The organism is Streptomyces ureilyticus (assembly GCF_011045025.1).
Classification (GTDB): Bacteria; Actinomycetota; Actinomycetes; order Streptomycetales; family Streptomycetaceae; genus Streptomyces; species Streptomyces ureilyticus.
In genome coordinates this window covers 20778-41890 of record NZ_JAAKZX010000002.1, presented here as the reverse complement: position 1 = coordinate 41890, position 21113 = coordinate 20778, and the positions used below count along the sequence as shown (strand labels likewise).

The window sequence follows — 21113 nt, the reverse complement described above, 5'->3', positions numbered from 1 at the left end:
CGTAGCCCTGTGGACTCCGACCGGCAAGGGACCGAGGAAACCATGGATATGGACATCCCCGGCGACAAGCGACTGGCCGCCGCCGTTGTGATGCACAAAGGGCGTGTGCTGCTGGTGCGGCGTAGTGAGACCGAGCGGTTTCTGCCCCGGGTGTGGGGAGTGCCGTGCGGGAAGCTCAATCCGGGGGAGAGTCCGGAGGACGGCGTTCTGCGGGAGTTGAAGGAAGAGACCGGGCTGCTCGGCGAGGTCGTCCGGAAGGTCGGCGAGTCGTCGTTCGTGAGTGAGTATCGCGGGCACGAGGTCAAGAACTGGCAGGACAACTTCCTGGTCAGGCCCCTCTCCCGGCACATCACGCTGCCCGAGCCGGACCAGGCGTACGCCTGGCTGAGCCCGGCCGAGTTGAGCACCGTCGACATCGACGAGTACAACCTCGAGATCGTGCGCCAGGCGCTCCAGCGCCCATAACGCTCCAGCGCCCATAAGTAGAAGCAGGGCCAGGGCACAGGCCCTCGTCAGCTTCTGAGCAGCCCCGCCAGTGCGGCGAGTTCGCTCAGATACTCCTCTGCCCTCAGCGGCACCTTCGGCACCGCGCCCGGATGCGGTCCCGCCGCCGTGAACACATCGGTATGGCGGCGCCGTCCGCTGCCCGTCTCCAGGAAGAGCGTCACCGTCGGCTCCGCCGTCTCGGTCCACGCACGGTGCAGGGTGTTGGCGGGGAGGGCGTAGGTGCTGCCCGCCGCGTACTCAGCGACGTGCGTCAGATGCAGCCGGGACGGGCCCGCGGGTTCCAGGAGCCAGTCGGCGGACTCGTCGGACAGGGACTCCTGGTAGCGGTCCGCCTCGACCCCGCCGTCGGGCACGGGTGCGTACAGCTCCATCGTCAGGTGCCCGCGTACGACGTAAGAGGCAAGCGGGGAACGGTGGTTGTGGATGTCTTCCTTGCCGACCGCGCCACGCCCTGCGTGCCACAGGTGCGCACGCAGCATGTGGTGGGGGCCGCCGTCGATGAGCAGGAGTTTGTCGAAGCCGAGGACATGGCGGTACGAGAGCCGGGCGCAGCCCTCCGGGTCGCCCTCGCCGGAGGCGAGTTCGGCGGTCAGTTCCAGTAGCCGGTCGGGGGAGCCGAGTTCGGCGATCACGGAACGGGCTGCCAACACCCTTTCGTGCTCGTGCAGTTCGCCGTCCAGTGCCTCGGCCAGCAGCCGTCGCGCCGCCTGGACCTGCCGACCACCCATGCACGCTCCCTCCGACTCAGCCATGCGGCTGGTACATCCATACGGCATGAGCGCGCAGCGCCGAAAGACCTTGATAGGTCATCCACATGGGACGGCGCAGCTCACTGGTGGTGTCCTCGCGGGGCCAGGTCCAGATGCCGTCCGTCTGCGCCGCCCATACGGCGGTGGCCGCGCCGTCCAGCCGCTCGCGCCAATCCGCCTCCATGCCGTCCTCGCGCGCGATGTCGCGGGCGGCCGGGGTGAGCAGGGCGCGGACGACCCAGGAGGCGGTGAAGTGCCGTACGTTCAGGACCTCGTGGCGGGACGGGTCGTCGGGGCGCGGGCGGCGCACCTCCTCGCGGAGGCTGGTCAGGTCGAGGCACTCGTCGTGCGGGGCGTCCGGGCAGGCCAGCAGCCAGCGGATGCCGTCCTCGCGGGCGGCGCGCGCGTTGGCGCTCTCGCCCACGACGCGGGCCGTGCGGTCCAGGGCGACCACGGCCTGCGAAGTGTGCAGCGGGGAGGGCGGTCCGTGCCGGGGCGCCAGTCGGTAGCTCCAGCAGCGGCGGTGCTCGCGGCGCGGGTCGGTGATGGCGCCGTCGACGAGGGCCTCGCGGAGCAGCGGCAGTACGTCCGAGCGGGGTGCGGCGCGCAGCAGGCCGCGCAACACGGTCGTCACGACATGCGTCAACTCGCGCCCCGCGCGGTCGAGTTCGAGAGTGAACCCGGACTCGCAGCGCTCCACCTCCGCGGCCACCCGGTCCGGTTCCGCACCGGCCCTGGCCAGGGCGCCGAGTACCAGCGCGGTCACCTCGGGCCGGGCCACCGTCCCCTGCGAGCGCGCCGACCAGCCGCCGTCGGGCAGGCGCAGCCGCCACAGGGTCTCGACGAGGTCGCCCGTGCTCAACCGCCCGTCGGGGGCGCCGAGATCGAGCGCGGTGTGCAGCCCGTACGCCGTACCGACCGGCGTCGGCCGGCCCGCGCTCTCGCCGAGCGAGTGGGGCCAGCCGGTGAGCCGCCCGCACTCCGGATCGTCGACGACGCAGAGCTGCCCGGTGAGCGTGTCGTACGCCGACGAGAACAGCTGGGGGAGGGGCCCTGGCCCGGACAGCGACGCCGATCCCGCGGTGAACTGCACGGTCCCGGCAGGCGCGTTGCGCTCCGACCGGGACCGCAGCAGCTCCGCCGCCAGCCAGGCCGAGAGCGCCGTACCGAGTCCGGCGACCCCCGCGATCGCATACCGCGCGGCGTGCCCGTCGATGCTGTCCGGCAGCAGGCCGAACAGCGCCTGGAACACCGCGTAACCGGCGGCCGCGCAGCCGAAGCCGCCCAGCCACCGTACGAAACGGGGTGGCCGGGGACCGTCCGGCACGGGCGGCCCGGGGTCCGTTCTCAACGGCCCCCGTCCCAGCTGCTGTTGTGTCAAGGCGCGCTCCCTCCCCAGGGGCGGCACATGTGGGTCATGGCGAAGCTTCCAGTCTAAGTGGTCAGCGGGACGCCTGGTGTTGGGACCGGAAGCAGTCTCTCCATCGGTGACGCATCGGTACGCATCGGTGATACCCAGGTGATACCCGGTGGCCTCAGGAAGACTTCCTCTCCTCCGGGTCTGCCTCCTGATCTTCCTCTTGGTCTTCCTCCTGCTCCTGCTTCTGGTCCTCCTTGGGCCAGTGCTCCAGGAGTACGTGCAGAGCGTCCAGGGCCCGCTCCCAGGACGCCTGTACGTCGCGTGGGGCGCTGAAGCCGCCGCTGGCCTCGAGGCTGCAGTAGCCGTGGAAGGTGCTGCGCAACAGGCGTACGGCGTCTGTGAGATCGGGCTCCGACAGCCCGTAGCCGCGCAGCATTCCGTACGTCACCTCGGCGGTCCGCCGCAGTACCTCGGAGTCGGCGACCACGGCCGGGTCGACCCGGATCTGCGTGGCCGCGTACCGTCCCGGGTGCGCCAGCGCGTACTCCCGGTAGGCGCCGGCGAACGCGACCAGCGCGTCCTTCCCGGCCCGCCCGGCCACGGCGAGCTCGATCCGGCCGATCATCTCGCCGCCCGCCAGCAGCGCGAGCCGCGTATGCAGCTCCCGTACGTTCTTGACGTGCGAGTACAGACTCGCGTCCTTCACCCCGAACCGCCGCGCCAGCGCGGTGACGGTGACATTTTCGAACCCGACCGCGTCCGCGAGCTCGGCGGCGGCCTCGACCACGCGGGCGGTCGTGAGCCCGGCACGGGCCATGGGGCGCCACCTCCGGCAGAAAGAACCTGGATAGAACCTAGAGGCCCTAGGTTTTACCACCATGAACCCCATGGACGACATCGCCGCGGATGGAGCCGACTTCACCGCGTTCATCAATGGTCAGGAATGGCACGTCGCGTGGTATCCGCCGCCTGATCCACCACCGGGTACGCCGCACGGCGCGGAGGCGGTGTGCCGCGCCGGTGACCGGATTGTCGTGGTCAGTCCGGACGGACAGCGGTGGGGGCTGCCTGCCGGTCGTCCCGAGGGGCGGGAGCAGTGGGCCGACACGATGCGCCGCGAGGTGCGTGAGGAAGCCTGCGCGGAGGTGAGGGAGTGCCGGCTCCTCGGGTTCAGCCGGGGTGTCTGCGTGCGAGGTCCGCAGGAAGGGCTGGTGCTGGTCCGGTCGATGTGGCGGGCAGAGGTGCGGCTGGACGCGTGGGAGCCGCGCTTCGAGATGGCCCACCGGCGTCTCTTGCCGGCCGAGGAGGTGTTCCGATTCCTGACCATCCCCAGGGGCCTCGGCCCCTTCTACCGCCGGCTGCTCGCCGAAGCCGACGTCGCTGGAGGGTGATGGGGTGACGGGGAGGTGACCTCCGCCCGGACGGAACGCAGAAAAGACCGGGCGGAGTCACGCACATGAACTGCGGCCGTCAGCGGATAGGTGCGTACAGCACCCCCAGCTTGTCGATCTCCGTGCCCGCGCGGCCCGTGAAGCCGACGATCTGCCAGCCGGCGGGGGCCGTGTACGTCACGGTGTTCGAGGTGGGTGAACCGGCCGACACCGTACGGGACTTGTCCGTGGTGAAGGCAGCCGAGAAGATGCGCGTGTGGCCGTTCCTCTGGCCGCTGGTGAGCTTCACCGAGGTGAGGTGTTCGTCGGCGCCCAGGGTGAGGGACGTGGCCGTGCCGCCCGTACCGCCGCGGGTGAGCGACGTACCGCCGTCATGGGTCAGCGATACACCGTCCAGGCGGGAGGCGCCGCGCAGGGTGAGCGTGCGGGGTGCGGGCGTGGCCGGGAGGTCGTCCGCGTCGTTGAAGGCGGTGCCGTGCGGGCCGCCGAAGACGTCGCTGGCGCGGAGGTTCGAGGGCAGTTTCCAGGAGAAGTCGACCGCGTGCGGGAAGTGGTCGGAGAGGTTGCCGCCGGCCTCGTCCAGGAACTTGGACCAGTCGTTGTTGTAGCGGGTGGCGTCGAGGTCCACCAGCTCACTGCCGCGGTAGAGGATCTTGTCCACCACCTCGCAGTCGTTCGTCGGCTCCTTCTCCGGGCAGACGAGCGCTTCGCTGCCCTGCGCGGGGGCGTTGCCGCCGCGGACCAGGTCGACCCAGGGGTCGCTCAGGCCGTTGTCGTTCACGAGCGTGCGGATGTTGTCGCCCGCGCGCGTGTAGCGGGTGTTGGTGTCGCCCATGACGATGACCGCGTTGCCCGCCGAGTTCGCCTTGATGAAGTCGGAGAGCTGGCTGATGTTGGCGCGGCGGGCCGCGAGGGCGGCGTCGTCGGAGTCGGCGTTGGTGTGCACGTTGTACAGGTCGACGAAGACGCCCTCCGCGAGCCGGACCCGGGCCAGTGAAAAGCCCTTCGGGGTCAGGCAGTTGGTGCCGGTGCACTTGTTCCACTTCACCCGCTGGAAGTCGTCGAAGGCGTAGTCCGAGAGGGTGTTGAGGCCGTCGCCGAACGGGACCCCGCCGCTGGTCGCGGTGCGGTGGGGATGGTCATCACCCGCGTACAGCGCCGCGTGGTAGTTGAAGTCCTCCTGCACGTTGACGAGGTCGTACGCCCCGAGTCGCGGGGAGATCAGCGGGGTGTTCTTCGCCGGGTTGCCGGAACTCAGGCCCTCCGGGAGGCCCGCGACGTTGTACGCGAGGACGTTGAACGTGCCCGACGAGGGGGCGGCGGCCGCCGCGGATCCCGTGGAATCGGCGGTGGCGGGTGCACCGGTCGCGGCGGGAGCGCTTGCCGTGGCGGTGGTGGCGAGACCGGTCATGGTCAGCGCGCCCGCCACAAACGTTCCGATGAGCCTCTTCATGGGGGGTGTCTCCTGGGGACGGAGGAACGGGAGAGGGAGATCAACGGTGCTCAGGGTCGAGGCCAACTCAGGCGCTGTACAGGGGTAGTTGGGAGAACGCTGTGAAAATTGTGAAACGTGGAACGAGTTGATGCGACCAAGTCACCTGCGAATCACGATGTGGTTGAGCATTGTTCATGTTTCGCGCAGAGTCTCGCACCCGCGCGGTCATACCGACAGCGCGAAGGCGAAGAAGGCATAAGAAGGCAGGCCGACATGGGTCACGGGCACGGGCACGGTCACGCGCATGGACATGGGCACGGACATGGGCATCACCACCACGAGCACGACCACCAAGGGCCCGATCTCCCGGCCGCCTTCGACACCTCCGTACCCGACGAGGCACTGACCCCCGAACAGCACTCACGCCGCTCCATGCTGCGGCGCGCAGGCCTGCTGGGCGCGGGCCTGACGGCGGCCGGAGTGCTCGGCGGAACGGCCGCCGCGCAGGTGACCGATTCCGGGCAGGCCGCCCCCAGCAGCCGGAAGCGCAAGGGCTTCCTCTGGCTGGCCGGCGACCACCACATCCACACCCAGTACAGCAACGACGGCAAGTACCGCGTCGTCGACCAGGTCCGCCAGGGCGCCCGGCACGGCCTGGACTGGATGGTCATCACCGACCACGGCAACGAGACGCACGCCAAGATCGGTGTGGAGAAGGTCAACCCGGACATCCGCGAGGCCCGCGACGCGTACGAGGACACCCTCGTCTTCCAGGGCCTGGAGTGGAACATCCCGGCCGCCGAGCACGGCACCGTCTTCGTCCACCCCGGCAGGAACGAGGTCTCCGTCCTCAAGCAGTTCGAGACGGACTACGACGGCGGCGTGAAGAAGGCGACGGACTCGACGCCCGCCAACGAGGCCCTCGCCATCGCGGGCCTCAACTTCCTTGCGGAGCAGGTCCAGCGGCGCAAGGTCAAGGACATCCTGATGCTCGCCAACCACCCCGCGCGCAAGGGCATCGACTCGCCGCACGAGATCCGCGCCTGGCGCGACGCCACGTCCCGACGCCACCAGATCGCGGTCGGCATGGAGGGCGCCCCCGGCCACCAGGCCGCCGGCATCGAGAAGTCCGTCGGCATGGGCCGCGCCCGCGGTCTGTACGACGGCAGCCCCGGCGCCAACTCCTTCTCCGGTTACCCGCTGGAGAGCTACCGCACCTGGGGCGGCTTCGACTGGATGACCGCCACCGTGGGCGGCCTCTGGGACAGCCTCCTCGCCGAAGGCAAGCCCTGGTGGATCACCGCCAACTCCGACTCCCACAACGTCTACACGGACACCGCCAAGCGCGGCGGCCCCGACAGCGAGTACACCGCCAACGGCAAGCACGCCGACCCCGTCTACAGCGGCAAGATCGACCTCACCGAAGGCGACTACTGGCCCGGCCAGTACAGCCGCACCCACGTAGGCGCCGACGGCTTCACCTACGCCGCCGTCATGGACGGCATCCGCGCCGGCCGCGTCTGGGTCGACCACGGCCAGCTCATCAGCGGCCTCGACGTACGCGTCTCGGGCGGCAGCCGCTGGGCCACGCTCGGCGGCGCACTGCACGTCAAGAAGGGCACGCGCGTGACGCTGACGGTCGAGGTCGCGCTCGCGGGCGGCCCCAACTGGGCTGGTTACGTCCCCGAGTTGGCCCGAGTCGACGTCATCCAGGGCGACGTCACGGGTGCGGCGAAGGACAAGGACACCTTCACCGCGCCGACCGCGAAGGTCGTCAAGTCGTACGAGGTCGGAAAGTCCTCCGGCAGGGTCAAGCTCACGTACGAACTCGGCCGCGTGGACCGCCCGCTGTACGTCCGCCTGCGCGGGACGGATGGGAACCGCTCGGCAACGGGCCTGATGGGCAAGGCGGTTGACCCGGCGGGCCCGGCGATCGATGTCGTCGGCGACGCTGACCCGTGGATGGACCTGTGGTTCTACTCGAACCCCGTGTGGGTCCTCCCGTCGTGACGACGCCGGGGCAGGAGCCTGGCGAGGCCTTCTGGGCCGACACCGAGGCGACGACGCTACGCGAGGCGGACCACCTGCTCCAGTCGCTGGCCGCCGAACTCGCCCTCCCGGAGGGCGTGTTCGGCTGCACGCATCTGGTACGGGGGGAGCGGCCGCGGGTTGTGTTGTCGTTCACGGGGGCGCCGGAGGAAGCGCGGCGGGGATTGGCGGAGAAGGGGTACGAGGTGACGGCCGGCGTTCCTGATGCGGCGGGCCGTGCCGTCCTCTACCCCGGGGTCGCGGGGCTGACCGGGACGGTGACGGTTGGCGAGCTGGTGTCGGGCTCGGCGATCGACCGGGTCGCGGTGTTGGGTGGGTCGGGCGAACCCGGGCCGGAACAGCGGATCGTGACGAGGGATCACGTACGTCCGGAATGGCGGGACGGGGAGTTGGTCATGACCGCGATGCCGGCTGCGGGCGGGGTCCTGGTCCCGTTCGAGGTACCGGACCCTACGCCTTGCTGCGCGGATCACTGAACGATCACTGCACGCCGCTCAGCCGCGGGCGGCGGCGTACGTGACGAACTCTGTCCAGGTGGTGGGGGAGAAGGCGAGTTGGGGGCCCTGGGTGTTTTTGGAGTCGCGCACGTGGATGGTGGTGGGGCAGGTAGCTACCTCTATGCAGTCGTCACCTGAGTCGCCGCTGTGGCTGGACTTGTGCCAGGCGGGGGCTACTTCGATGCAGTCGCCGCTGGAGCCGCTGCTGTAGCTGGACTTGCGCCAATCCAGGGCCACTTCGAGGCAGTCGCCGCTGGCGTCGCCGCTGTAGCTGCTCTTGAACCAGGACAGTTCGTCGGTGCTCATAGCGCTCCTCGCAGTTGCTTCAACAGGCTCGCGGAGTCCTCGGGGGTGAGGGCCTGCGAGCGCAGTTTCGCATACCGCATCTGGAGCACGCTGATCGTTTTCGGGTCAGAGATGAGCTGGCCGGTCTCCTGGCCTTCGATGTAGCCGTACCACTGGTTCTGCGGGGTTTCCAGCAGCATCATCGGCCCGTTCAGCCCGGCATGCACACCGCGAGAAAGCGGCAAGAGCTGGATCTCGACATTCCTCAACGAGCCCAACTCCAGGATCTGATCGATGAGTTCACGGGTGATTTCCGGCCCTCCCGTGCAGCGCTTGAACATGTGCTCATCGAGGATGAAGCTGAACGCAGTGTTCTGCCGCTCCCGCAGCATCCGTTGCCGGTCCTGGCGGGCGGCCAGCCGGTCCTCGATCCCTTGTCGGTGAACACCCCGCCCCGTGGCGTAGCCGCCGGCGCCGGCTCCGGTCCGGTCCGGTCTCCCAGCGGGATGGGAATTGGAAGCTTTGAGACAACGGCAGTTGGGAAAGCCCCTGGTCAGGGTGTGGGCGGGCGATGGTCGCGCGTCCCAAACCTTCCAATCGCCGGCCCCCCACGTAATCCGGTGGTGGGCGGAAGTCCGGTCCCGGCACAGTGACTGCATGCCGACACCACCTCCCACACCCAACGCCGCGTTCCTCCCCGGCCTCGAGCTTTCCAGGATTCTGTACGAGGAGGCCGTGCGGCCGATCCTCGCCGAGGCGTATCCGGGGCTGCGGTACACGGCCGCGCGGATCGGCTCCGGTTCGGAGGTGTTGGGCTTCGACACGGCGCGGTCGGCGGACCATGAGTGGGGGCCGCGGCTGAACCTGTTCCTGTCGGCCGAGGACGTCGCCGAGCATGGTGAGCGTATCCACCGGCTGCTGGCCGAGTGCCTCCCCAAGGAGGTGCGCGGCTGGCCCACGCACTTCCGCCGCCGGGACGACTACGCGCTGGACCCGGTGTCCGGCCACATGGAGCTGGTCGACGGGCCCGTCGCCCACAGGGTGTCCGTGGACGGGCTCGGGCCGTGGCTCGTGGCGCAGCTCGGCGTGGACGCGCTCGCCGCCCCCGAACTGACCGTGCAGGACTGGCTTTCCCTGCCCCAGCAGCGGCTCCTCGAGGTGACCGCGGGCGCCGTCTTCCACGACGGACTCGGTGCGCTGGATGCCGTACGGCGGCGCCTCGCCTGGTTTCCCGACCAGGTTTGGCGCCATCTGCTGGCCTGCCAGTGGCAACGGCTCTCCCAGGAGGAGGCGTTCGTCGGCCGCTGCGCGGAGGTCGGGGATGACCTCGGCTCGGCGGTAGTCGCCGCGCGCCTGGTCCGCGACCTGATGCGGCTGTGCCTGCTCCTTTCGCGGACCTACGCCCCGTACAGCAAATGGCTCGGCAGCACCTTCGCCCGATTGCCGGTGTCGGCTGACCTGACCCCGTCGCTGCGCGGGGCGCTCGCCGCGACGGAGTACGCGGATCGGGAACGGCACGTGTGCGACGCGTACGAGAAGGTCGCCACCCTCCAGAACGAGACCGGCCTCACCGATCCGGTCGATCCCACCCGCCGCCGCTACCACAACCGCCCGTTCCTGGTCCTCCACGCCGAACGCTTCGCCCAGGCCCTGAGCGACACGGTCACCGACCCGGAGCTGCGCTCCCGCCCACTGATCGGCAGCGTGGATCAGTGGGCGGACAGCACCGACTTCTTCGGCCTTGTCGGTCAGGTCGACGGACCGACCGCCGGGTTGATGCGGTTCGACAGGCCGGGGCAGGTCCTGTAGCCCGCCCCGTGGCGGGCATTCAGTCCAGTGTGGCGAGGTGGTCGGTGGCGCCCCCGCGCCACTCGATCAGAAAGAGGGTCGCGTCGTCGCTGGTGCGTCCGCCGCGTTCCTCCTTCAGCGTGTGGGACAGCCAGCGAACCTCCGCCCTCACCCCCTCTTCGACCTGCTCCATGCGGTTGACGCAGCGGATGAGTTGTTCTTCCCCGAACAGCTCCGCGCCCTCCTCGTGCTCCTCGATCACGCCGTCGGTGTAGCACAACAGCCGGTCACCGCGTTGCAGCCGGTATTCGCTGACCCGGGGCTGGTCGCCGCCGAACCCAACCGGCAGCGTGGTCGGTCCCTCCAGCAACCGTACGACCTTGTGGTTGCGGATCAGCAGCGGTGGGGGGTGGCCGGCGTTGACCCAGTCCAGGTGCCCTGTGGCAACGTTGAGCTGCATCATCTGCGCGGTGACGAAGTGTTCGGGCCCGAACTGCCGGGCGATGGCCTGGTCCATGAACGCGTACTTCTCGGCGAGACTGATGTCGGCGCGGCGAGCGTGGCGGTAGGCGCCGACTGCGACGGTGGCCATTGTGGCGGCGTCCAGGTCGTGGCCCATCGCATCGACGACGGCCACATGCAGGATGTTGTCGTTGAGGGCGTAGTCGAAGCTGTCGCCGGCGACGTTGTAGGCGGGCTCCAGGATCCCGGCCACCCCGACCTGAGGCACGGACATCGACAGCGGCGGCAGCAGGGACCACTGCATCTCCGCGGCCAGGCTCATCGGCTCGCGCCGTCGGGCCTGGAAGAACTGGTCGGTATAGGAGTTCTTGGTCACCAGCAGGTCGGCGACCAGGCCGGCGAGCCTGCGCAGCAGACGTCGGTCGTCGTCGTCGACGCTGTCCAGGGTGAGCGCCATGACACCGACCTGGTCACTGCCGTCGAGCAGCGGCAGGTGCATCCGCACGGCGTCGGCATGTGGCACCTCGATGACTTCCATCCGCAAAAAGGACCGTCCGGCCGGGGAGCCAGTGATCGGTTGGGGCTCGCCGACGCGCAGTTTGCTGCCCGGCAGCGGGACCAGCAGTTCCTGCCCGTAGTCCTGCAGCAGGATGGAAACCTCGCGGCCGCCGATCCTGGCCACCTCCTCCGCGATCAGCGGAGCGATCAACTGCGGCGGCATCTGCTGCGCCCGGTCCAGCAGCAATCCCAGCAGCCGCTCGCCGAACCCCTCCGACCGGTCCACCGCGCTGTCCTTCACTGCCCGTCCCCTCTTCGCCTCCTGCCACGCCGCGCAATTCCCGGCAACCCGGGGTCCGCCACCGGAACAGCCGGCCACCGCACAGCGACTGAGGCCACCAGCCCGTCCGAGCCGCAGGACACGGCATGCCGCGGTCACCGCGCGCACGGCATCAGTCAAGCCGCTGGATGGAGGACGGTGGCCTGACGCTTCGGCGTGGGGCCGTTTTTCACCCGTGCAGTCGCGAAGTCGCCGCCAGAGCTGTGGGGTCCCGAACGAGGGGGGGGACAACATGCTCCTCAACCCGTACCGGCCCGACCAGACGGTCCTCAAGCAGACAGTCCCGGTGGCCCCCGACCTCACCCCGTCGCTGCGCGATGCGCTCGCCGCGACGCAGTACGCGGACCGGGAACGACACGTGTGCGACGCGTACGAGAAGGTCGCCACCCTCCAGAACGAGACCGGCCTCACCGCCCAGATCGACCCCACCCGCCGCCGCTACCACAACCGCCCGTTCCTGGTCCTCCACGCCGAACGCTTCGCCCAGGCCCTGAACCAGACGGTCACCGACCCGGAACTGCGCTCCCGCCCACTGATCGGCAGCGTGGATCAGTGGGCGGACAGCACTGACTTCCTCTCTGGCCAGCCCCGTGGGATCGCCGGCCCACACCCCTATTCGTGAAAAGCGTGAACAGTCACGGGGGAGATGTCCTTCGGGCGCTCAAACGAGCCGTACGTGAACACCGTGGGGGGAAGTGCTCACGCTTTGCGACACAGCACCCCCCGGGGGCCCGGAATCTTCGTCATTCCCGGGGCCGTTCAAGTCCACTACAGTGCGACGTGGACCGTGACTGGCGCTGAGGTGGAGCACCACCGGGGAGCGGTCTGACGAATCGGTCGATGCCGTGCGCCTGGGCGAGTGGTCAACTACGCCTGGGAGACGGCCATGTCCCCGACACAGACGGCCCAGCTCATGAACGGCACCGGCCTCGCCCGGCGCATCATCGAGGAGACCGCCGCTCGTGCGGCGCGGATCTCACAGCGCACCAACGTGGTGCCATGCCTGGCGACGGTACTGGTGGGCGAGGACCCCGCATCCGTGACGTACGTCCGTATGAAGCGGGCCCGCTGCGCGAAGGCCGGCATCACCTCCCGACATGTCGGTCTGCCCGCCACCACCACGACCGCCGAGCTCGTCGACACGCTTGCCGCTCTGTCCCAGGACCCTGGGGTGCACGGCATCCTGCTTCAGCACCCTGCGGGTGAACACATCGACGAGCGCACGGCGTTCGAGGCCATCGCCCCGGAGAAGGACGTCGACGGCGTCACGATGCACTCCTTCGGCGCGATGAGCTTCGGGCTACCCGGCTTCGTATCGTGCACGCCCGGCGGGATCGTGCGGCTGCTGGACGAGTACGACGTCGACCCGGCGGGCCGGCACGCCGTCGTCGTCGGCCGCAGTGCGATCCTCGGCAAGCCGATCGGGATGCTTCTGCTCGCCGAGGACGCCACGGTGACGTACTGCCACTCCCGCACCGCGGACCTGTCCGCGGTCGTCCGGGAAGCGGACATCGTGATCGCAGCCGTGGGCAGGCCCCGGCTGATCCGCGGAGAGGACATCAAACCCGGCGCGGTGGTGATCGACGCCGGGTACAACCCCGGTAACACCGGTGACGTGGACTTCGACACCGCCCGCAGCCGCGCCCGCCTGATCACCCCTGTTCCCGGCGGGGTCGGGCCGATGACCATCGCCGTCCTGCTGGCACAGACCGTCGACGCCGCCGCGAGGCAACTCGGAGTCCAGGGACGCTGACACCGTCGTCAACCCGAAGGCACCGTCACTCCCGTACCCACCCCGCCAGCACCGCCGCCCCCAGCGCCGACACGATCAGTGTCACCAGTGCCAGGCGCAGGTCGGCCGCGCCCGCGAGGAGGCCCACGGCTGGGCCGGCGAGGAGGAAGCCGGGCCACTGGCCGATGGTGATGACGGAGACGCCCTCGCCGGGCGGGACTCCGGGCTGCCGGCCGGCCAGGCCGATCGCCGCCGGGAGGACGCAGGCGATGCCCAGCCCGATGACGGTGAAACCGGCCAGAGCGAGCGGCAGACCGGGCCGGATGAGGACGAGGGCCGTACCCAGGGCGGTCGTCAGCAGTGAGAGCCGTACGAACGCGCGTTGGCCCAGGCGGGCCACGAAGCGGTCGCCCAGCAGCCGTTGCACCAGGATCGCCACGGAGAAGCAGGTGTATGTCGCCGCACCGAGCGCGGAGCCCTCGCCCAGGTAGTCGGCCGTGTAGACCGAGCTCCACTGGGACGCCGCGCCCTCGACGAAGGACGCCAGGAAGGCGACCGAGGCGAGCAGGATCAGTTGGGGGGTGAAGCGCTGTCGTACGGACCTGCGGCGTTCCTTGCGGATCTCCTCGTCCGGCAGCCAACCCGCGGACACGAGCAGCAGCGTTCCGAGGACACCGCTGCTCACCGCCATCTGCACGCCCGGCGACACCCCGGTGGCCGCGGCGAGCGTGCCGAGGGCGCCGCCGGCCAGCACCCCGCAGCTGTAGGCGGAGTGGAAGCTGGACAGCAGGGGCCTGCCGTAGCGGCGTTCCACCGCGACTGCCAGCGCGTTCACAGGCGTGGCCAGGAACGTCGCCGCGACACCCCACAACGTCAGTCCGGTCACCAGGGCGGGGACGGTGGACGCCCCCGCCAGCAACGGCGCGTTGAGCAGGATGAGGGCGGCTGCCGAGAGGCCCAGCAGGCGGGTGCTCACCCGCCCGATCAGCACGGTGATCAGTACGATCGCGATGAGGTCCCCGGCGGCGGACGTACTGCTCAACAGCCCCCACTCGGACACATCCACGCCGACCGCACCCCGGATCGCCGGGATGCGCGCCATCCAGCCGCCCTGGGTCGCGCCCAGGATCACGAAGACCAGGCAGACCGAGAGACGGGCCCGTAAGTCGGAGGAGGACGGGGACGAGGATGACGATGTCGTGGCCGTCCTCATCCGTTCACCCCCGTGTAGTGCCGCAGACTCCACCTCCACAGCAACCTGGTGCCCAGGTACGCCACCGCCCCCAGCAGCGGCGAAGCCGCCGCCAGCCAGTACGGCACGCCGGTGTCGTGGCCGTGCCCGGTCAGTACGGCTGCCGGGAAGTACGCCACGAACGCCAGCGGAAGCGCGAACGTCAGGAAGCCGCCCACTGCCTTCGGCAGGACGTTCAGGGGGTAGCTGCCGAAGGTGCCCAGCAGTTCCTCCAGCCAGCGGCCCCAGTAGTCGGCGGCCGGGAAGCGGAGGGAGGCGCAGGCCACCACCGTGAACAGGGCCGCTTCCAGGAGCATTCCGCCGAGTACGCAGATGATGAGGTACGTGATCCGGCCCGCCGTCCAGTCCAGTTCGCTGCGGGTCAGGGCGCCGACCATCAGGCCCGCCGCCACCGTCAGGTCGCCGATCGCGTTCGTGGGGAAGTACTGGAGCTGGAGCTGGCGGTAGACCGGCATCGGGCGGACGAGGTACGTGTCGATCACGCCCTCCTGGATGTGCCGGCTCAGACCGTGCACCCGCCCGAGGAAGAGCACGAACAGGCCGTGGGCCAGCATCCGGATCGCCGCGATCAGCAGTACGTCCGCGCTCTCCCAGCCGCCCATCCCGGCGAACCGGGTCAGCAGCACTGTCGCGAACACGATCACCGACACCTGCCAGATCGCACCGATCGCGATCATCATCAGGAACTCGGAGCGATACTCCAGCTGCGAACGGAAGTTGAGCTTCGTGATCCGCCAGACGGTCAGCCAAGGCTTCAAGGACAACATCATCAGCCTCCCTGGGAGATCACGCGCCGGGCGGCCCGTCGCCACACCAGCCGGGTGAGCAGGGCGAGGACCACCACCCAGGCAGCCTGAATCGCCAACTGCGCCCAGGCGGCGGACAGTTCGATCCGGCCCACGTACAGCGACAGCGGCACGCTCAGCGTCGCCTGGAAGGGCAGGAAGCCGCTGAGCGTGATGAACCAGTCCGGGAAGAACCACAACGGCGCGTACACCCCCGACAGCAGGTTCTGCGCGAAGATCAGGATCAGCATCGCGGCACCGTTGCGGAGCGTGAAGAAGCACAGCTGGTCGATGGCGAGCATGATGTAGTACAGGACCCACTGGCCCAGCAACAGGCTCACCATGAACACCCCAGCCACGGCAGCCGACTTGGGCAGCTGTACGACCCCGGCGGCCACGCACACCGCGTAGCCGACGATGGCCCACGCGAAGCCGTAGATCTGCTCGCCCAGGGCCCGCAGGGCGTAGTAGCGCTGCGGCGGCAGCGGGCGCAGATACCAGTACACGATGGTGCCGAAGTGCATGTGCTGGAGGACCGTGTCGCGGCCCGAGTACTGGTCCAACTCCCGTACGCGCGTGGCCAGTACGGCGAGTACGGCGTACGTGACGGCCTGCTCGCGGTCGAGCCCGGCGGTGGTGCCGGTCGCCGCGTACAGGCCCCGCCACAGCGAGGCGACCAGCACCACCTGGACGGCCAGTCGCACCAGGGCGGCGGTCATACGGGGCGGGGTGTGCAACTCGCCGAGCGGGGTGACCCGGGCGGCCCGCCAGGCACGCAGGGCGGAGGGCGCGGAGGGCATCGCCACGGGTTCAGCCTCCCTGCGTCTGAGCCGGTGCCTGGGCTGCCACGTCACCAGCCACGTCGCGCGCCATGTCCGCAGCCAGGTCGTCGCCCGCCTGGGCGTACGCCGCCCGCATCACGTCCTCCAATTCGGCCTCGTCCAGGGCGATATCGGTCACCTCATACCGCTCGATGACCTGCTTCAGCGCCTGGTGCACCGTCGGCGCGGCCGGCCCGTCGGGGCCGAACACCACCTGAGGACCCTCCCGCCGTACGAGTACGACCCCGGGCCACGGCTCGACGGCGGCGTGCGCGTCGGCGAGCGTGGCCCGCACCTGCCAGGTCCAGCCGAACTTCCGGCGGATCTCGTCCAGCGAGCCGTCGAGGACCAGCCGCCCGTGGTTGATCAGCACGACGCGCTCCGCGAGCCGCTCGACCTCCGTCATGTCGTGCGTCGTCAGCAGCACCGTCCGCCCGCGCTCCTCCACCTGGTATCGGAGGAACTCCCGCACCTGCTCCTTCACGACCACGTCCATGCCGATGGTCGGCTCGTCGAGGAACACCACCGGCGGGTCGTGCAGCAGGGCGGCGGCCAGGTCGGAGCGCACGCGCTGGCCGAGCGAGAGGTGCCGTACGCGCGTGTCCCAGAAGGAGGACAGGTCGAGCAGCTCGTCGAACTCCCGCAGTCGCGAGGCGTGTTCGTCCGCCGGTACGTCATAGATGTCGCGCAGGATCGCGAAGGACTCCCGCACGGGCAGGTCCCACCACAGCTGGGTGCGCTGGCCGAACACCGCCCCGATGTTGCGCGCGTTGCGCTCCCGCTCCTCGTACGGGACGACGCCCGCGACCCGCGCCTCACCGGCCGTCGGCGTGAGGATGCCGGTGAGCATCTTGATGGTGGTGGACTTGCCCGCGCCGTTCGGCCCGAGCAGGGCGAGCAGTTCGCCGGGCTGCACCTCGAAGCCGATGTCGATGACGGCGTGCTTGGCGACCCGCTCCGGGTTGATGAGCGATCTGACGGCCCCCAGGAAACCCGGGCGGCGCACGGTCGTGTGAAAGGTCCGGGAAAGGCCCCGTACCTCGATGCTGCCGCTCATGCAGCGGACCTCCTGGTCAGCCTGATCAGCCATACGGTTGCCGCGAGACCGGCCACCGACAACGCTGTCAGCAGCCATGGCACCGCGCGGATGCCGGAGACCTCGATGCCCATCCCGAGGAGTGGCGGCGCTGCCACTCCGCCGATCATCGACGCGGCGATGACCCAGGCACCGGCACGCTTGGCCTGGGGGAGAGCCCGGTTCAGCCAGGGGAGGCCGGTGGGGAAGACGGGCGCGATGAACAAGCCAACACCCGCATAGGCCACCGGCGCCACTCCTTTTACGAGCGACAGCAGCAGGCACACCGTCATCCCGGCCGCGCACACCGTGAGGATGCGCTCGGGCGAGTACCGCAGCGTGAGGGGGACGACGAGGAAGCGGCCGACGGTCATCATCAGCCAGTACACGGAGGTGGCGGAGGCCGCGACGGTGGCGCTGTAGCCGACGGTCTCCAGATGCGTGGGCTCCCAGCCGCCTACGCCCGTCTCAACGGCGACGTTCAGAATGTAGAGGGCGAGGAAGCCGATCAGTACGCGGGAGAGGAGGCCGCCGGTGGCGGCAGGTTTTTCAGCCGCCGAAGCCGCCGAAGCCGCCGAAGCCGCCGAAGCCGATGACACGGATGGCGCCGGTGCCTCCCTGCCCACGCCGCCCGTACACAGGATCAGCGCGCCCGCCAGCACCGCACACGCCCCGAAGGCGTACGCGTACCCGTCCGGGCCCGTCCACGCGATGAGTGCCGGGCCGAGTACGGCGCCGATGCCGAAGTGGGCGTGGAGAATGTTGAGCATCGCCGTCGACCGCTCGCCGAAGCCGACCGCGAAGAGGTGGTTGAGGCCGTAGTCGATACCGCCGAAACCGAGGCCGGCGAGGAAGGCCGCGGCGAGCGCGAGCGGCCAGTTCGGGGCGAGGGCGAAGCCCGCGCCGCCGGCCGCCATCAGGGCGTAACTCGCCCCGAGCAGCGCCCTGTTGCTGATCCGGGAGTGGATCGCGTTGAAGGCCAGTACGCCCGCGACGCCGCCCGTGAAGTGCAGGCTGAGACCGAGTCCTGCCCCGGAGGGGGAGAGGCCGAACTCCTCGCGCAGGCCCGGGACGGCCGGGCCGTAGAGCGACTGGAGTATGCCGATGAGGACGAAACCGACGCAGGACGCGACCGCGGCCGGACGGCTGAAGATCCGTCCGGCCGCGGTCGGTACGACCATGTTCGTGTCAGTCACGAAGGTCCGAGAACACGAACGAGAACTCGGCGGGTGCCGCCCGCAGTTGGTACTGCGGCAGCGCGCCCGGACCACAGGACTGCGAGCCGATGCCCTGCTGGCCGTGGTCGAGGTTGACCCACACACCCGCGGCGGAGCCGCTGTCGGATGCAGTGCCGGGGGTCAGGTCCGTCAGGTGCTGAGCCGCGTCCAACTGCTCGTTGGTCCAGCGCCTGGCCGAGAACCAGAACTCCGGGTCGCCCTCGATCCTCAAGCCCCCGAGCTCCGCCCAACGGACGTCGGCCCGCGCCCCGTTCTCCTGCGGACGCACGTACGGAGTCTGCAGCTCATCCACCGAGGAGTGCCAAAGACCCAGCATCGAGGCCGACTTGGTGTCCGGATACGCCTCACCGGGCCCGCCGCCGAACCACTTCACCTGGCCCGCCTGCGCGAGCCCGAACCGGATACCGAGCCTGGGCAGTGGCACCGTCCAGTCACCCTCGGGCGCCACGGACACGGTCAGCTTCAGCCGCTTGCCGTCGGATGTCCACCGGTACACCGTGCGCAGGCCCACCTCCCAGGCGGCGGGCGCCACCCGGGTCCGTACGGTCAACGCGTCGTCGTCCAACTCGACGCCGTCCAGGCGGTGTCGCATGCGGTGCAGGCCGTACTTGCGCCACAACGAAGCCCAGCGGATGTCGTCCTGCCAGGAGGCGCCCTCGTCGTTGTCGGTCGGCGCCCGCCACACGTCGAGACGCAGGTCCGTCACGTTCAGCCTGCCGATCGTCTTCAGCGCACCGGTGCGTACGTCGAAGGACGCCGGGCCGACGTAGATCAGGCGATCGCTCGCAGAAGGCCTGTCACTTGCCACGACAGACGGCAACGACCGTGCATTGACCGGCAGTTGGGCCCACGCGACCTCGTGGTCCTTCCTGCCCCACGCGGTGTCCTCCGCCAGCAGAGCCCGCACTGTCCACTGCGTCTCGGCCCCACGCCCGTCGCCCGACGGCGCCTGAGGCAGCTTCACCTCCGCTGACTCGCCCGGCGCCAGCGCGGGCACCGACAGGGAACCGTGCTCGACCGTCTTGCCGTCGACCTGGTAGGACCACTCGAAGGCCAGCGCCGACAGGTCGGCGAAGTCGTACGCGTTGGTGACCCGTACGGTCCCGTCCGCGCCGTCGCCCTCGATACGGACCGGCTCGATCACCTTCTTGAACTCGATGAGCCCCGGCGAGGGCTTACGGTCGGGGAAGAGCAGCCCGTCGCAGACGAAGTTCGAGTCGTGCAGCTCCTCCCCGAAGTCACCGCCGTAGGCGAAGCCGAACCGGGCGTCCTTGATCCCGTGGTCGATCCACTCCCAGATGAAACCGCCCTGGAGCCGCTCGTACGCCTCGAAGATCCGCTGGTAGTCGGCGATACCACCGGGACCGTTGCCCATGGCATGCCCGTACTCGCACAGGATGAACGGCAGCCCGCGTCGCCTATGCGTGCCGCCGTCGAGGTCCCGGCCGATCTGCTCGACCTCGTCATGGGAGGCGTACATGCGTGAATACATGTCCGTGTCACGGCAGTTGATGTCGCCCTCGTAGTGGATCAGGCGCGAGCCGTCCCGGCCGCGGATCCACTGGGCCATCGCGGTCAGGCCGCGGCCGGTGCCGGCCTCGTTGCCCAGGGACCAGATCACCACGGAGGGGTGGTTCTTGTCGCGTTCGACCATCCGGGATGCGCGGTCGATCAGCGCCGGGGTCCAGCGGTCGTCGTCGACGGGGTTGTCGCGCCAGGCCTGCTCGACGAAGCCGTGGGTCTCCAGGTCGCACTCGTCGATGACCCACAGTCCGTACTCGTCGCACAGGTCGAGGAAGGCCGGGTGCGGCGGGTAGTGGGAGGTGCGCACGGCGTTGATGTTGTGCCGCTTCATCAGCAGCACGTCCTCGCGCATCGTCTCCAGGTCGAGGGCACGGCCGCGCTCGGGGTGCCACTCGTGCCGGTTGACGCCCTTGAACAGGAGCGGCTTTCCGTTGGCCTTGATCAGGCCGTCCTCGAGTACGACCGTACGGAAGCCGATCCGCAGCGGGACCTGCTCGCCCTCGGTGGCCAGCACGCCGTCGTACAGGCGGGGCGTCTCCGCGGTCCACGCCTCGACCGGAACCGTCACCGACTCACCCGTGGCGACATCGATGTCCAGCGCGGGCACGGTGACCCGGCCCTCCACATCGGAGTCGACACGCAGGGTCCCGAGACCGTCCACGTGGTCGTAGGAGGCGTGCACGAAGAAGTCCAGTGCGCTGCCCGCCGGACGGTGCAGCAGCGTGACGTCCCGGAAGATGCCGGGCAGCCACCACTGGTCCTGGTCCTCCAGGTACGAGCCCGCCGACCACTGGTGGACGCGGACGGCAAGCACGTTCCCGGCGGGCTTGAGCAGATGGCCGACCGCGAACTCGTGCGGCAGCCTGGAGCCCTTGAACTCGCCGATGTCGGTGCCGTTCAGCCAGACGCGGGCACAGGACTCGACCCCGTCGAAGCGCAGTACCGAGCCGCCGTCCGTGAGAGCGGGCCAGTCGTCGGGCAGGTCGAAGACCCGCAGATGGTCACCGGTCGGGTTCTCGGTCGGCACGCGCGGCGGGTCGACCGGGAAGGGGTAGAGGTGGTTGGTGTAGATCGGCGAGCCGTGGCCTTGCAGGACCCAGTGGCCGGGCACGGCGACCTCGGCCCAGTCCCCGGCGTCGTACCCGTCCGCCGCGAACGAGTCGTCCTCGGCATCGGCGGTCGCCGACAGCCGGAAGCGCCAACTCCCATTCAAGGAAAGGGATTTGGCGTCCGAGGACGCGTACCAGGCGCGGGGCGGCAATGCCCCGCTGCCCGGCGAGACGTCCTCGACGTAGTCGACATCAGTAGTGGTGCGGAATGACATC

20 protein-coding genes and 1 riboswitch are annotated in these 21113 nt (G+C 69.7%); of the genes, 7 read left to right on the top strand and 13 right to left on the bottom strand.

The window, feature by feature from the left end:
* Positions 1–42 precede the first annotated feature (42 nt).
* Positions 43–465 (top strand): NUDIX hydrolase, encoded by a 423-nt coding sequence (locus tag G6048_RS00790; protein ID WP_165337437.1) that lies wholly within the window; start codon positions 43–45, stop codon positions 463–465.
* A gap of 47 nt (positions 466–512) precedes the next feature.
* Here G6048_RS00790 and G6048_RS00785 read toward each other — a convergent pair whose 3' ends face one another.
* From G6048_RS00785 to G6048_RS00775, 3 genes are all read right to left on the bottom strand, one after another.
* Complete coding sequence (locus G6048_RS00785) at positions 513–1235, bottom strand: hypothetical protein (protein ID WP_165337436.1); 723 nt, start codon at positions 1233–1235, stop codon at positions 513–515.
* Between the two features lie 16 nt (positions 1236–1251).
* Positions 1252–2637, bottom strand: coding sequence for a hypothetical protein (locus tag G6048_RS00780; RefSeq protein ID WP_165337435.1), 1386 nt, complete (start codon positions 2635–2637; stop codon positions 1252–1254).
* Positions 2638–2791: 154 nt separating this feature from the next.
* Positions 2792–3433, bottom strand: a complete 642-nt coding sequence (locus G6048_RS00775) for a TetR/AcrR family transcriptional regulator (RefSeq protein WP_165337434.1) — start codon at positions 3431–3433, stop codon at positions 2792–2794.
* 70 nt (positions 3434–3503) lie between these two features.
* Here G6048_RS00775 and G6048_RS00770 point away from each other — a divergent pair, with 70 nt between their 5' ends.
* On the top strand, positions 3504–4007 hold the full coding sequence (locus G6048_RS00770) for an NUDIX hydrolase (RefSeq protein ID WP_165337433.1): 504 nt from the start codon (positions 3504–3506) through the stop codon (positions 4005–4007).
* A 79-nt stretch (positions 4008–4086) separates the two neighbouring features.
* Here the strand turns inward: G6048_RS00770 and G6048_RS00765 are convergent, their stop codons facing one another.
* Complete coding sequence (locus tag G6048_RS00765) at positions 4087–5460, bottom strand: jacalin-like lectin (RefSeq protein WP_165337432.1); 1374 nt, start codon at positions 5458–5460, stop codon at positions 4087–4089.
* Positions 5461–5715: 255 nt separating this feature from the next.
* Here G6048_RS00765 and G6048_RS00760 point away from each other — a divergent pair, with 255 nt between their 5' ends.
* Positions 5716–7452 carry a PHP domain-containing protein gene (locus G6048_RS00760; RefSeq protein WP_165337431.1) on the top strand — a complete coding sequence of 579 codons (1737 nt, stop codon included), beginning with the start codon at positions 5716–5718 and terminating at the stop codon, positions 7450–7452.
* Positions 7449–7967, top strand: coding sequence for a hypothetical protein (locus tag G6048_RS00755; RefSeq protein WP_165337430.1), 519 nt, complete (start codon positions 7449–7451; stop codon positions 7965–7967). The genes G6048_RS00760 and G6048_RS00755 overlap by 4 nt, the downstream gene beginning before the upstream one ends.
* Positions 7968–7985: 18 nt before the next feature.
* Here G6048_RS00755 and G6048_RS00750 read toward each other — a convergent pair whose 3' ends face one another.
* Together G6048_RS00750 and G6048_RS00745 are read right to left on the bottom strand one after the other, a co-directional pair.
* Complete coding sequence (locus G6048_RS00750; protein ID WP_165337429.1) at positions 7986–8294, bottom strand: DUF397 domain-containing protein; 309 nt, start codon at positions 8292–8294, stop codon at positions 7986–7988.
* Entirely contained in the window at positions 8291–8932 is a 642-nt protein-coding gene (locus G6048_RS00745) for a DUF5753 domain-containing protein (RefSeq protein WP_268978543.1), read from the bottom strand. The genes G6048_RS00750 and G6048_RS00745 overlap by 4 nt, the downstream gene beginning before the upstream one ends.
* Between G6048_RS00745 and G6048_RS00740 the strand changes: the two genes are divergently transcribed.
* Positions 8931–10082, top strand: coding sequence for a DUF4037 domain-containing protein (locus G6048_RS00740; protein ID WP_165337427.1), 1152 nt, complete (start codon positions 8931–8933; stop codon positions 10080–10082). The genes G6048_RS00745 and G6048_RS00740 overlap by 2 nt on opposite strands.
* Positions 10083–10101: 19 nt before the next feature.
* Here G6048_RS00740 and G6048_RS00735 read toward each other — a convergent pair whose 3' ends face one another.
* Positions 10102–11322 (bottom strand): PP2C family protein-serine/threonine phosphatase, encoded by a 1221-nt coding sequence (locus G6048_RS00735; RefSeq protein WP_328825640.1) that lies wholly within the window; start codon positions 11320–11322, stop codon positions 10102–10104.
* 271 nt (positions 11323–11593) lie between these two features.
* On the opposite strand from G6048_RS00735, the gene G6048_RS00730 reads away from it, so the two are divergent.
* A complete protein-coding gene (locus tag G6048_RS00730) occupies positions 11594–11983 on the top strand; it encodes a hypothetical protein (RefSeq protein ID WP_165337426.1) in 390 nt (129 codons plus the stop codon).
* Between the two features lie 155 nt (positions 11984–12138).
* Positions 12139–12225: riboswitch (ZMP/ZTP riboswitch) on the top strand.
* 22 nt (positions 12226–12247) lie between these two features.
* Positions 12248–13114, top strand: a complete 867-nt coding sequence (locus tag G6048_RS00725) for a bifunctional 5,10-methylenetetrahydrofolate dehydrogenase/5,10-methenyltetrahydrofolate cyclohydrolase (protein WP_165337425.1) — start codon at positions 12248–12250, stop codon at positions 13112–13114.
* 25 nt (positions 13115–13139) lie between these two features.
* Here the strand turns inward: G6048_RS00725 and G6048_RS00720 are convergent, their stop codons facing one another.
* The 6 genes from G6048_RS00720 to G6048_RS00695 are packed head-to-tail and all read right to left on the bottom strand — an operon-like array spanning position 13140 to position 21112.
* Entirely contained in the window at positions 13140–14306 is a 1167-nt protein-coding gene (locus G6048_RS00720) for an MFS transporter (RefSeq protein ID WP_165337424.1), read from the bottom strand.
* A complete protein-coding gene (locus G6048_RS00715; protein ID WP_165337509.1) occupies positions 14303–15112 on the bottom strand; it encodes an ABC transporter permease in 810 nt (269 codons plus the stop codon). Before G6048_RS00715 ends, G6048_RS00720 begins: the two co-directional genes overlap by 4 nt.
* A 2-nt stretch (positions 15113–15114) precedes the next feature.
* Positions 15115–15930 carry an ABC transporter permease gene (locus G6048_RS00710; RefSeq protein WP_165337508.1) on the bottom strand — a complete coding sequence of 272 codons (816 nt, stop codon included), beginning with the start codon at positions 15928–15930 and terminating at the stop codon, positions 15115–15117.
* A 10-nt stretch (positions 15931–15940) separates the two neighbouring features.
* Positions 15941–17008: an ABC transporter ATP-binding protein gene (locus G6048_RS00705; RefSeq protein ID WP_165337423.1), complete on the bottom strand. Its 1068-nt coding sequence runs from the start codon at positions 17006–17008 to the stop codon at positions 15941–15943.
* Entirely contained in the window at positions 17005–18207 is a 1203-nt protein-coding gene (locus tag G6048_RS00700; protein WP_206341015.1) for an MFS transporter, read from the bottom strand. Before G6048_RS00700 ends, G6048_RS00705 begins: the two co-directional genes overlap by 4 nt.
* 7 nt (positions 18208–18214) lie before the next feature.
* On the bottom strand, positions 18215–21112 hold the full coding sequence (locus G6048_RS00695) for a glycoside hydrolase family 2 TIM barrel-domain containing protein (RefSeq protein WP_165337422.1): 2898 nt from the start codon (positions 21110–21112) through the stop codon (positions 18215–18217).
* Position 21113 lies beyond the last annotated feature (1 nt).

Excerpts from the sequence above, each read along its gene's own strand:
- G6048_RS00775 (WP_165337434.1), bottom strand. The coding sequence starts at position 3,433 with ATGGCCCGTGCCGGGCTCACGACCGCCCGCGTGGTCGAGGCCGCCGCC.
- G6048_RS00785 (WP_165337436.1), bottom strand. The coding sequence starts at position 1,235 with ATGGGTGGTCGGCAGGTCCAGGCGGCGCGACGGCTGCTGGCCGAGGCA.
- G6048_RS00725 (WP_165337425.1), top strand. The coding sequence starts at position 12,248 with ATGTCCCCGACACAGACGGCCCAGCTCATGAACGGCACCGGCCTCGCC.
- G6048_RS00710 (WP_165337508.1), bottom strand. The coding sequence starts at position 15,930 with ATGCCCTCCGCGCCCTCCGCCCTGCGTGCCTGGCGGGCCGCCCGGGTC.
- G6048_RS00700 (WP_206341015.1), bottom strand. The coding sequence starts at position 18,207 with ATGGTCGTACCGACCGCGGCCGGACGGATCTTCAGCCGTCCGGCCGCG.
- G6048_RS00705 (WP_165337423.1), bottom strand. The coding sequence starts at position 17,008 with ATGAGCGGCAGCATCGAGGTACGGGGCCTTTCCCGGACCTTTCACACG.
- G6048_RS00750 (WP_165337429.1), bottom strand. The coding sequence starts at position 8,294 with ATGAGCACCGACGAACTGTCCTGGTTCAAGAGCAGCTACAGCGGCGAC.
- G6048_RS00765 (WP_165337432.1), bottom strand. The coding sequence starts at position 5,460 with ATGAAGAGGCTCATCGGAACGTTTGTGGCGGGCGCGCTGACCATGACC.
- G6048_RS00715 (WP_165337509.1), bottom strand. The coding sequence starts at position 15,112 with ATGTTGTCCTTGAAGCCTTGGCTGACCGTCTGGCGGATCACGAAGCTC.
- G6048_RS00730 (WP_165337426.1), top strand. The coding sequence starts at position 11,594 with ATGCTCCTCAACCCGTACCGGCCCGACCAGACGGTCCTCAAGCAGACA.
- G6048_RS00740 (WP_165337427.1), top strand. The coding sequence starts at position 8,931 with ATGCCGACACCACCTCCCACACCCAACGCCGCGTTCCTCCCCGGCCTC.
- G6048_RS00760 (WP_165337431.1), top strand. The coding sequence starts at position 5,716 with ATGGGTCACGGGCACGGGCACGGTCACGCGCATGGACATGGGCACGGA.
- G6048_RS00720 (WP_165337424.1), bottom strand. The coding sequence starts at position 14,306 with ATGAGGACGGCCACGACATCGTCATCCTCGTCCCCGTCCTCCTCCGAC.
- G6048_RS00695 (WP_165337422.1), bottom strand. The coding sequence starts at position 21,112 with ATGTCATTCCGCACCACTACTGATGTCGACTACGTCGAGGACGTCTCG.
- G6048_RS00790 (WP_165337437.1), top strand. The coding sequence starts at position 43 with ATGGATATGGACATCCCCGGCGACAAGCGACTGGCCGCCGCCGTTGTG.
- G6048_RS00745 (WP_268978543.1), bottom strand. The coding sequence starts at position 8,932 with ATGCAGTCACTGTGCCGGGACCGGACTTCCGCCCACCACCGGATTACG.
- G6048_RS00770 (WP_165337433.1), top strand. The coding sequence starts at position 3,504 with ATGGACGACATCGCCGCGGATGGAGCCGACTTCACCGCGTTCATCAAT.